Below are 11,287 nucleotides of genomic sequence, written 5' to 3' on the forward strand. Positions count from 1 at the left end.
CAGGAGTGCTCAGTCCGTGATGTCGAAGGTTTTGAAGGCGGTGTCGCGCAGCGTCCGGCACTCCTTCTCGTCCCACTTGCTCGCCTCGCACGTGATCATGATGGAGAAGCCGTGGCTGCCGTCCACCTTGAAGCCGCGGTTGAGCACCCGTACGTGCTTACCGTCCTGGTCACGCTCGAACTGCCAGTCCGCGACGGTCGGGTAGCCGCGCCACTGGACCGACTTGATACCGAGGCCCTTGTACCCGGACATGCTGCTCCGCGCGTAGGCCTCGCCCTTGCGCCACTCGGCCGCCGCGTCCGACTTCGGGGAGGAGGTGAAGTCGATCTGAATACGCGGGATGCTGGAGCCGCCGTAGTACGTTCGGCTGCCGCTGTAGCTCCCCGAGTGCACCGACCATCCCTTGGGCATCGCCATGGTGAAGGGGAAGTCGGAGCTTTTGACGGTCTCGTAACCGCCCGGCACGGAGGCGCCCTTGCCCTCCTCCTTGCCGCCGCTCCCGCCGTCGTCCCCGCTGCCGCCCTTGCCCTCGTCCTTGCCCTTGCCGCCGTCGTCGTCCGCGTCGCCGCCCTTGGACTTCTCGGCGTCGGTCTGCTCCGTCGAGCCGCCGGACGTCTTGCCGTCCGGGGCCGTGCTGTTCGTCCCGCCGGACGCACCGGCGTCCTTGCCGCTCTGCCGGTCGTCCGACGCACCGGCGGAGGCCGACGCCTTGGCACCGGACGCGCCCTTGGACTTGTCGCCGTCGTCACCGCTGAAGGCGATGGCGAGCACGGTGCCCACGATGACGACCACGACCACCGCGATGATGATCAGCGTCCGCTTGGACACCACATCGGTGATCGGGGCGCGCGGCGGCACCGGACGATACGGGCTCGACCCGCCGTCGGGCTGCCCGGAACCGGAAGCGGAGGACGAAGAGGAGGCGGAAGCGGAACCGGAAGCAGCCGAACCGGCGGCGGCCGCTCCCTTCTTCGAGGACCCGGACGGCTCAGAGGACCCGGAGAACTCAGAAGACCCAGCGGTCGGCCAGGACAGCGAAGGCTTCGAGGGCTTCGAGGGCTTCGAGGGCTCTGAGGGCTCCGCGTCCTTCGCGGCCGTCGAGGACCCGGCGGCCCCAGAGGAGGACTTCGTGGACGCGGCGGACGTCGAGGAGGACTCGGCCTTCTTCGCCGTCTCCGGCTTCTTCGCCGGGGCCGCCTTCTGGTCGGCCTTCGCGTTCCGTACGGACTTCAGCGCACCCCGGGCGCGCTCCGCGACCGCCGCGGACTTGCCCCCCGCAGCCACCTCGTCCTCCGCCGAGGGGGCGGGCGGCAAGGTCATCGTGCGGGTCGCGTCGGCGGGGACCGCCTTGGCCGTGTCCTCCGGCGCGCTCAGCGCGTGCTCCAGCAGCGCCCGCGCCCCCGCGTCGTCCAGCCGCTGGTCGGGGTCCTTGTTGAGCAGGCCGTAGATGACCTCCTCCAGCGGGCCCGCGTTCTTCGGCGGCTCGACCGGCTCGGTCATCACGGCGGTGAGGGTCGCTATGGCCGTGCTCTTGTCGTACGGCGGTACGCCCTCGACCGACGCGTACAGCAGGCCGCCCAGCGACCACAGGTCGGACGGCGGGCCGGGCTTGTGGCCGCGGGCCCGCTCCGGGGAGATGTAGGAGGGCGCGCCGACGAGCATGCCGGTGGAGGTGACGGACGGGTCGCCCTCGACCTGGGCGATGCCGAAGTCGGTGAGGACGACGCGGCCGTCGTCCGAGATCAGCACGTTGGACGGCTTCACGTCGCGGTGCAGGATGCCCGACTGGTGCGCGGCGCGCAGCACGTCGAGGACGGCGAGCCCGACCTCGGCGGCGCGCTGCGGGGTGAGCGGCCCGTCGTCCCGGACGGCATCGGCGAGCGAACGGCCCTCGATCAGCTCCATGACGATCCACGGGCGGTCGTCCTCGTCGACCACGTCGTAGACGGTGACGGCACCGTTGCTGCGGATCCGGGCGATCGCCTTCGCCTCGCGCAGCGTGCGGGTGATGAGCCGTCTCTTCTCGTCTTCCTCGACGCTGGACGGGAAGCGCAGCTCCTTGACCGCGACCGTACGGCCGAGGGTCTGGTCGCTCGCGCGCCAGACGGTGCCCATGCCGCCCTGACCGAGGATCTCCCCCAGCCGGTAACGCCCGGCGAGGAGGCGCCCAGTCGAACCCTGCGTCTTCTCAGCCTCCGACATGCGACCCCTCTGCGAATCAACCCACCCTGAACCCACCCTGGGAGAGCCCCCATTGTCTCTCATCCACGACCCCGGGAAAGCCCGGGGTCCGGGCGCGGAGCGGGCACGGTGCGGCGGCCGTCCCGGCACCTGCGAACATCGGAGGGTCCGCAGGGAACGGAAAGGCCCGTGTCATGCCCATCTCCGCCATACGATGGCACAGGCGAGGCCGGATGCCGACCGCCGTGGCGCTGGTCGCGGCCATGGGCGTCGCGCTGACGGGCTGTACGGCGAACACGGACGCCCGCGCGAGCGTGAGCGGTGACCGCCGGAAGTCCGCCGCGCGCCAGGAGCACCGCACCCTCACAGCCGCCCTGCGGCGGCTGGTGACCGACGGCGCGGCGCCCGGCGCCGCGGCGCTGGTCCGGGACGGGGGCGCGGCCCGGTTCGCCGCGGCGGGAGTCGCGGACACCCGGAGCGGGCGGCGCATCGAGCGGGACGATCACTTCCGCGCGGGCAGCGTCACCAAGACCGTCATCGCGGCGCTGACGCTGCGGCTGGCCGCCAAGGGCAGGCTCGACCTGTCCGATCCCGTCGAGAAACATCTGCCGGGGCTGATACGCGGCCAGGGCAACAATGGCCGAAAAATCACCCTGCGCCAGCTCCTCACCCACACCAGCGGGCTGTTCGACTACACAGAGGACCCGGTGCTGGCCCGTCAGCTGTCGGCCGCGAACGGCACGAGGACCGATGCGACGGCCCACAGCCCCGCCTCCCTCGTACGGACCGCCCTCACCCACCGGCCCGCCTTCGCGCCCGGGGCGACGTGGCGGTACTCCAACACCAACTACGTGCTGCTGGGCATGGTCGTCGAGCGGGTCACCGGGCGCCCGTACGCCGCCGAGGCCCGGCGCCGGGTGCTCGCCCCGCTCGCGCTGCGCGACACCTCGTTCCCCGGCACCCGCACCACCCTCCCGGCCCCGCACGGCCACGGGTACGACGCCCGGCGGGGCGGGGCCTGGCGCGATGTCACCGACCTGGATCCGTCGTCCGCCAGTGCCGCGGGCGAGATGATATCCACGCTGGACGATCTGTCCCGGCTGCTCGGCTCGCTGCTGCGCGGCCGGGCGGTGCCGCAGGCCCAACTGCGGCGGATGGAGGACACCTCGGCGTCCGGCGGCCGGTACGGGATGGGCCTGTTCCCGGTGCGGCTGTCGTGCGGGACGACGGTCTGGGGGCACAACGGGCAGGTCAACGGCTCGTACGCGCTGGCCGTGGCCACCAGCGACGGCCGCCGCACCCTCGTCTACCGCCTCAACAGCGCCGGGCCGCCGGACCCGGACGCCGAGACGGCCCTGCTCACGGCGGAGTTCTGCGCGGGCCGATAGCCCCGCCTAGCCCCGCCACGGGTACCGCCCTACAGCGGCACGATGTCCGGGGCGCCCAGCCGGGCCGCGTCCGCCGTCAGGTCGTCCGGCTGCCGCTGCGATTCGCGCTCCGCCTGCACCCGCTTCTCGTAGTGCTCGACCTCCTTGTCGATCTGCTCCGGCCCCCAGCCCAGCACCGGCGCCATCAGCTCGGCCGCCTCGCGGGCGCCCCGGGTGCCCCGGTCGAAGGTCTCGATGGAGATGCGGGTGCGCCGGGTGAGGACGTCGTCCAGGTGGCGGGCGCCCTCGTGGGAGGCGGCGTAGACGACCTCGGCGCGCAGGTAGTCGTCGGCGGCGGTGAGCGGTTCGGCGAGCGACGGATCGGCGGCGATCAGCTCCAGGACCTCCTCGGCGAGCGCGCCGTACCGGTTCAGCAGGTGTTCGACGCGGGCGACGTGCAGCCCGGCGCGCTTGGCCATGCGCGCCCGCGCGTTCCACAGCGCCGTGTAGCCGACGGCGCCGACGAGCGGCACCTCCTCGGTGACGCACGGCCCGACCCGCCGGTCGAGGCCGTGCACCGCCTCGTCCACGGCGTCCTTGGCCATGATCCGGTACGTCGTGTACTTGCCGCCCGCGACCACCACCAGGCCCGGCGCCGGATGGGCGACCGTGTGCTCGCGCGAGAGCTTGCTGGTCGCGTCCGACTCCCCGGCCAGCAGCGGGCGCAGCCCGGCGTACACACCCTCGACGTCGTCGCGGGTCAGCGGCACCGCGAGCACCTCGTTGACGTGCTCCAGCAGATAGTCGATGTCGGCGCTGGACGCGGCCGGGTGCGCCTTGTCGAGGTCCCAGCCGGTGTCGGTGGTGCCGATGATCCAGTGCCGCCCCCACGGGATCACGAACAGGACGCTCTTCTCGGTGCGCAGGATCAGCCCGGTCGTGGAGTGGACGCGGTCCCGGGGCACGACCAAGTGGATGCCCTTGGACGCGCGTACGTGGAACTGGCCCCGCTCCCCGATCAGCGCCTGCGTCTCGTCCGTCCACACCCCGCTGGCGTTCACCACCTGACGGGCCCGGACCTCGAACTCGCCGCCCTGCTCCAGATCGTGCACCCGGGCCCCGACGACGCGCGCCCCCTCGCGCAGGAAGCCGACCACCCGGGCCCGGTTGGCGACCTGCGCGCCGTACCGGGCGGCGGTGCGCACCAGGGAGGTGACGAAGCGCGCGTCGTCCACCTGCGCGTCGTAGTACTGGAGCGCGCCGACCAGCGCGTCCTTACGGAGGCAGGGGGCGACGCGCAGCGCGCGGGTGCGCGAGAGATGGCGGTGGACGGGGAGCCCGCGGCCGTGCCCGGAGGAGATCGACATGGCGTCGTAGAGCGCGACGCCCGCCCCGGCGTACGCCCGCTCCCAGCCCCGGTGCTTGAGCGGATAGAGGAACGGGACGGGCTTGACCAGGTGCGGGGCGATCCGCTCCAGCAGCAGCCCGCGCTCCTTCAGCGCCTCTCTGACGAGGGCGAAGTCGAGCATCTCCAGGTAGCGCAAGCCCCCGTGGACCAGTTTGCTGGAGCGGCTGGAGGTGCCGGAGGCCCAGTCCCTGGACTCGACCAGCCCGGTCTCCAGGCCGCGGGTCGCGGCGTCGAGCGCGGTGCCCGCGCCGACCACGCCACCGCCCACGACCAGCACGTCCAGCTCACGGTCCGCCATCCGGGCCAGCGCCTGACCGCGCTCGGCCGGTCCCAGTGCCGGTGTGTTCACCGCTGCCTCCCGTAGTGATCGACGTCACGACGCTCGCCTGCCGATTTTCCTGGCTTTCTCCTCGCCGTGCCATGCCGCTGCCCTGCTGGTGACCGCAACACCGCGTCGCCATCCTCCGTCAATACTGAATACGAGTCATATTTCCGCTTAGTCTGCCTTTGCGCCATCCGGAACCGTCTCCGGAACCGTCTCGGGAAGGACGGCTCGAAGTCATGCCCGCAGATCTCGCCGTCGTCGGACTCGGCCATCTCGGCCTCCCGCTCGCCCAGGCCGCCACCGCCGCCGGAATCCGTACGGTCGGCTACGACCCGGACTCCCGGGCCGCCGACGAGCTGCGGGCCGGGCGGCTGCCCACCGGGGCGGGCGACGGTTCGCTGACCGCCGCCGAACTGCGCCGGATGATCTCCGGCGGCTTCCGGACCACCACCGACCCGGCCGACCTGGGCCGGGTCCGCACCGCCGTGATCTGCTCCCCCACCCCGCTCGGCGAGGACCGCAGGCTCGACCTGTCCGCGGTCGGCGAGGCGGCCCGCACCCTGGCGGGGCGGCTGCGCCCGCACACCACTGTTCTGCTGGAATCCACCGTGTACCCCGGCACCACCGAGGAATTCCTGCGCCCGCTGCTGGAGGAGGGGTCCGGGCTGCGGGCCGGGCGCGACTTCCACCTCGCGTACTCCCCCGGCCGCCTCGACCCCGGCAACCGCGTCTACGGCTACGCCAACACCCCCAAGGTCATCGGCGGCCTCACCCCCGCCTGCACCGAGGCGGCCGCCGCGTTCTACGGCCGCCTCACCGAGAAGGTCGTCCGCGCGCGCGGACCGCGCGAGGCCGAGACCGTGAAGGTCCTGGAGACCAACTACCGGCACGTCAACATCGCCCTGGTCAACGAGATGGCGGCGTTCTGCCACGACAACGGCGTCGACCTGTGGGACGTGGTGCGCTGCGCCGAGACCAAGCCGTTCGGCTTCCAGTCCTTCCGCCCCGGCCCCGGCGTCGGCGGCCACGGCGCGCCCATCGAATGCGACCGGATGACCCACCCGCAGCGCGGCCTCGGCCTCCCGCTGCGCATGGTCGAGCTGGCGCAGCAGGTCAACGGGCGGATGCCGGGCTATGTCACCCGGCGCTGTACGGCGCTCCTCAACGAGCACGGCAAGTCCGCGCGCGGCGCCCACGTGCTGCTGCTCGGCGTCAGCTACAAGCCGGACGTGGCGGACGAGGAGGGCTCCCCGGCGCGCGAGATCGCCGCCCGCCTGATGGAGCTGGGCGCCCAGCTGGGCTACCACGATCCGTACGTGCCGGGCTGGCGGGTCCTCGGCCGCCCGGTGCCGCGCGCGGACGCGGTGTACGAGGCGGCGGCCGAGGCCGACCTGACCGTCCTGCTGCAGCACCACCGCACGTACGACCTCCAGGGCCTGGCGGCCAAGGCCCAGCTGCTCCTGGACACCCGAGGCGCCAGCCCAGCAGGCACCGCCCACCGGCTGTAGGGGTCACCGCCCGCCGGGGCCGCCGGGCGGCCTTCTCGCGTCCCGCCGCCGCGCCGTCCGCAGGCGCAGGGCTGCCGCCAGGGCGATCAGTGCCACTCCGCCCGCCACGAACGCGACCGCGCCCGACGGCACCGAGCGCACCTCGGCGGTGAAGGTCATCGGCGCGCCCCACGGGCGGCCGTCGGCGCGGGTGTGGAGCTGGGCGGTGAGCCGGACCGGGCCGTTCGCGTGGGCGCTCACCCGGACCCGTACCGTACGGCTCACCGCCCGCGACGCCCGTACCGCCACCGCGCCGTCGACCGCGCGGGCCCGCTCCGGGCGGCTGGAGAGCACCCGCAGCTCGACCCCGGTGAGGTCCTGCTGCAGCCCGTTGGCGACCGTGACCGGGATGGTCGCGGAGCCCCCGGTCACCACCACCCGCGACTTGGGCACCAGCCGCACCGAGGCGATCGACGCGGTCAGATAGCGGGCCACGCCCTCCTGGTAGGCGCGCGCCCCCGCCGCGTCGCCCCGCCACGCCGTGGACACCGACCGGGCCAGTGCCGCGCGCACCGACGCCACCGTGGCCCGCGCGTCGGACAGCACCTTCGCCAGCGCGCGCAGCGCCCGCCGGTTCCGGGCGACCGCCGCCAGCCGCTCCGGCGGCAGCTCGGAGGCGTGCGGCGCGGCCGGGTGGCCGCCGCCGTCCCGCAACTCCCCCGGCTCCGGATCCCGCAGCGCCACCTCGAACCGCGACGGCTCCAGCCAGCCCGCCTCCTGACCCGTGGCCAGCGCCGAGAGCAGCGTCCGCGCGACCCCGGCGGGCATCCGGCGCGGCGGTACGACGACCAGGTCGCGCGCCGCGTACGGCAGCTCCCGTACGGCCGTCAGGGTCTCGGCCAGCAGCCGCTGCCGCAGCGCGAGCCGGGCGGGCTCACCGGCGGCGCCCTCGGCGGGGTGGCTGTCGAACAGCAGGGAGGCGATGGTCGCGTCGTACGTCAGCGCGGTGCTCCCGCCGCCGATGGCGACGGCCCCGTCGTCCGTGGCGCCCCCGGCGACGAGCGACGCGCCGTACGGGCCGGGCCCCTGGCCGGAGGCGAGCACCGTGTCCAGGCCGAGCCGCCGCGCGTATCCGGCGATCCCGGTGTCGAGCGCGCCGCGCGCGGGCCAGGCCAGCCCGTCGCGGGCGCGGACATCCAGCGCCCGGTTCACCACCGAGGTGCCAGTGGCGGACGCGCGGCGCAGCAGCGCGACGAGCGCGGGGTCGCCGACGCGGGCGAGCGAGGCCAGATCGGGGTCCGCGTACGGCAGGACGACGACGTCCCGGCCGCGTACCGCCTTGCGCAGCGCGGCCAGCCACCCGGCCGCCGCCTTGCCGCCCCGGCCGGGACCGGCCTCCTGCGGATCGCTGCTGCCGGGCGTACGGGCCACCCGGTAGCCGCGCGCCATGGCCTGCGCCTGGACGATCAGATCGGGGTCGATCGCCCAGGTCACCGGCTCGTCCTCGCCGAGTTCGACCAGCCGCCGCAGCCGCCCGCCGGGGCCGAACGCGGCGGTCAGCGCGTCGTCGCGGAAGACCGGCAGCACGCTGTCGTCGCCGGTGCGCCGGGTCAGCGCCTCCATGTGCGGGACGTCGGTGAGGGGCCACAGGACGGTGGTGCGCATCCGCCGCAGGCCGCTGCCGTCGGGGTAGACGGGCAGCTGGCCACGGGTCAGGCCGAGCACCGTGCCGTCCGCACCGGCGGCGGTCACGGTGAGCGGATACGCGCCGGCGCCCTCCAGCCCCAGGCCGGAGACGGGCACGGTGAGGTCGAAGCGGCGCCCGGCGTGGGCGTCGAGCCGGGCGAGGCGGGCGGTGTGGTCGGCGAGTTCGGGGCCGTCGGCGCGGGTCAGGGCGGTGCGCGCGGCGTGGACGGCGAGGGCGCCACGGGTGTCGGCGGCCCCGGCCGCGCCGATGCGCAGGCCGATGTGGGCGCCGGTGATCCGCCGCCCGGAGGTGTTGGTGACGGTGCCGCTGATCCTGATCTCGCCGTCGTGGCGGACCACGGCGGGGCTCAGCGACCGCAGTTCGACGGCGAGGGGGTACGGGCGCGGGGCGGGCGCGTTCCGAGGGGCGACCCGGACGGGGGCAGGGACAGGGGCGGCGGTTGCGGGCCCGCCGGGCAGGAGCAGCGCGACCGCCACGGCGATCGTCCACCCGTACGCCCGTGCTCCTGCCGTCACCTCGCCGCCGTACCTCCCGCCTGACGCACTGACGCACCGGTCCGACGCACCGGTCCGGTCACCAGCGCACCACGGCGGCCCCCGGGCCGCACGCCGGGGCGGCCCGATGGTGAGGGACCGGCGACGTCAGACCCGCACGGTGTCGGAGCGGCGCGGGCTGGCTTCCATCGCGGCGCGCAGGGACGCGAAGTCCTCGACACAGCGCCCGGTGCCCACCGCGACACAGTCCAGCGGGTCGTCGGCGACCAGCACCGGGATGTCCAGCTCGCGGCCGAGCCGTACGTCCAGACCGCGCAGCAGCGCGCCGCCGCCGGTGAGCACGATGCCTCGGTCCATGATGTCGCCCGCCAGCTCCGGCGGGGTCTCGTCCAGCGTGGACCGGACGGCGGCGACGATGCTGTCCACCGGCTCGGCGAGCGCGTGCCGCACCTCGTCCGCGGTGAGTTCGAGGACCTTGGGCAGCCCGGTGGCCTGGTCCCGGCCGCGAATGGTGCAGCGGTCGGGCGGCAGCAGGGCCTGGGTGTCCTCGTTGTCCCCGCTGTCGAGCACCTCGACGTTGCGCTCCGTCATCCGCACGGCCGCTCCGGCGCGCGGCGCCGACCAGGAGCCGGTCGGTGAGGCGGAGCCGATGGAGACCTTGATCTCCTCGGCGGTGCGCTCCCCGATGGCCAGCGCGTACTGCTTCTTGACGTACGTGCTGATCGCCACGTCCATCGCGTCGCCCGCCGTGCGCACCGAGCGCGCCGTGACGATTCCTCCCAACGAGACAACGGCCACTTCCGTCGTACCGCCGCCGATGTCGACGACCATCGAACCGGTCGGCTCGCTCACCGGCAGCCCCGCGCCGATCGCCGCCGCGATCGGCTCCTCGACCAGATGCACCTGCCGCGCTCCGGCCTGCGTGGCGGCCTCCATCACCGCGCGCCGCTCGACACCGGTGATGCCGGACGGCACACAGACGACGACGCGGGGCCGGGCCAGCCGACGGCTGCCCATCACCTTCTTGATGAAGTACCGCAGCATGCGCTCGGCGACCTCAAAATCGGCGATGACCCCATCCCGGAGCGGTCGAACAGCGACAATGTTCGTCGGAGTCCGCCCCATGGTCTCCTTCGCTGCCGAACCCACCGACAGCACATTGCCGTCGACCGTGTTGACCGCCACGACCGACGGTTCGTTGAGCACGATGCCCTTGCCCCGCAGGTACACCAGCGTATTCGCGGTGCCGAGGTCGATACCCATGTCTCGCCCAGTGAACGACTTGTTCTGCGCCATAAGTTGACATTATTGCTTATGCCGGATTCTGTCCTGTCGCCGCCAAGATTCGCTCCACCGTGCGGATCGGCACTGCCGCCCGCGCGTCACCCGCGCGTCACCGGATAGCGGATCAATATCCGCTTTTACCGGGACCTCATGTCTCCGTCTGGTCCCAGGCATGTCACGGACCCCAGACGTGACTTGTCTGGTTGTCATGCACTCCTGTTACTTTTATGGCTCGAATCGTTCGCGTTCTCCCGTCGGCGCCGCACCTGGGCCACGGCTGTCCCTGGACGCGAATCACTAGCACCCCCGGGGGATTTGAATGAGCCAGAACTGGCAGCAGCCGCAGCAGCAAGGCGGTTACCCGCAGCAGCAGCCCGGTTACCCGCAGCAGCCCGCCGCGCCGCAGCCCGGCTACGGCTACCCGCAGGGCCAGGCCCAGCAGCCGCAGGCGCCCCAGCCGCAGTACGGCGGCGGATTCCCGCCGCCCGCACCGCAGGTGGGCCGCCAGGGCAACCCGCTCGCCGCGGTCGGCGCCGCCATCGTGGCCGCTCTCGTCGGCGCGCTGGCGTACGCGTTCCTGCTCAGCTCGCTCGCGGACACCGACTCGAACCCGCCGGAGGTCACGAAGTTCGCGTACGCCGGTATCGCGCTCGGCGCGCTCGTCGGCTTCGTGGTCTTCAAGCTCGGCGGCCGCAACGTGGCGCTGTGGGTCGTCGGCGCGGTTCTGGCACTCGCCGCCGTGTTCCTCGGTGAGCTGTACGGCTACGCCATGATCATGAACGAGGCGGCCTCCAACTACGTGGACAAGATCGGTGGTGCCGCCGCGTCCTCCGCCAGCGTCCCGTCCGCGAACGAGATCTTCTTCGATCACTTCGGCGACCTCTTCGACGGCTGGAAGGAAGACGCCGACGCGATCACCTGGATCTTCATGATCCTCTCCCCGGCGGCCGCCGCCGGCACCGCCTTCCGGCTCAGCAACCGCTGACCGAAGCGCCCACACGGCACAGAGGGAAGGCCCCGACCGCATCGCGGT

Annotated in this window: 7 protein-coding genes; 3 read left to right on the forward strand and 4 right to left on the reverse strand. The window is 73.3% G+C overall.

Features of this window, described 5'->3' with window-relative positions:
• Positions 1-9: 9 nt before the first annotated feature.
• Complete coding sequence (locus tag ACFV9T_RS24035) at positions 10-2,202, reverse strand: serine/threonine-protein kinase (protein ID WP_385443698.1); 2,193 nt, start codon at positions 2,200-2,202, stop codon at positions 10-12.
• A 212-nt stretch (positions 2,203-2,414) separates the two neighbouring features.
• Here ACFV9T_RS24035 and ACFV9T_RS24040 point away from each other — a divergent pair, with 212 nt between their 5' ends.
• Entirely contained in the window at positions 2,415-3,569 is a 1,155-nt protein-coding gene (locus tag ACFV9T_RS24040) for a serine hydrolase domain-containing protein (protein ID WP_385443700.1), read from the forward strand.
• Positions 3,570-3,598: 29 nt separating this feature from the next.
• Here the strand turns inward: ACFV9T_RS24040 and ACFV9T_RS24045 are convergent, their stop codons facing one another.
• The gene (locus tag ACFV9T_RS24045) at positions 3,599-5,305 is read right to left on the reverse strand and encodes a glycerol-3-phosphate dehydrogenase/oxidase (RefSeq protein WP_385443703.1); all 1,707 of its coding nucleotides are present in this window, start codon (positions 5,303-5,305) and stop codon (positions 3,599-3,601) included.
• 212 nt (positions 5,306-5,517) lie between these two features.
• Between ACFV9T_RS24045 and ACFV9T_RS24050 the strand changes: the two genes are divergently transcribed.
• Positions 5,518-6,789: a nucleotide sugar dehydrogenase gene (locus tag ACFV9T_RS24050; RefSeq protein WP_385443704.1), complete on the forward strand. Its 1,272-nt coding sequence runs from the start codon at positions 5,518-5,520 to the stop codon at positions 6,787-6,789.
• 3 nt (positions 6,790-6,792) lie between these two features.
• On the opposite strand, the gene ACFV9T_RS24055 is transcribed toward ACFV9T_RS24050, so the two are convergent.
• The gene (locus ACFV9T_RS24055) at positions 6,793-8,991 is read right to left on the reverse strand and encodes a DUF6049 family protein (protein WP_385443706.1); all 2,199 of its coding nucleotides are present in this window, start codon (positions 8,989-8,991) and stop codon (positions 6,793-6,795) included.
• Positions 8,992-9,117: 126 nt separating this feature from the next.
• Positions 9,118-10,266 carry a rod shape-determining protein gene (locus tag ACFV9T_RS24060; protein WP_385443708.1) on the reverse strand — a complete coding sequence of 383 codons (1,149 nt, stop codon included), beginning with the start codon at positions 10,264-10,266 and terminating at the stop codon, positions 9,118-9,120.
• A gap of 307 nt (positions 10,267-10,573) precedes the next feature.
• Between ACFV9T_RS24060 and ACFV9T_RS24065 the strand changes: the two genes are divergently transcribed.
• A complete protein-coding gene (locus ACFV9T_RS24065) occupies positions 10,574-11,239 on the forward strand; it encodes a hypothetical protein (RefSeq protein WP_385443709.1) in 666 nt (221 codons plus the stop codon).
• Positions 11,240-11,287: the final 48 nt, after the last annotated feature.

The organism is Streptomyces sp. NPDC059850 (assembly GCF_042731515.1).
In the GTDB taxonomy this organism is placed as follows: domain Bacteria; phylum Actinomycetota; class Actinomycetes; order Streptomycetales; family Streptomycetaceae; genus Streptomyces.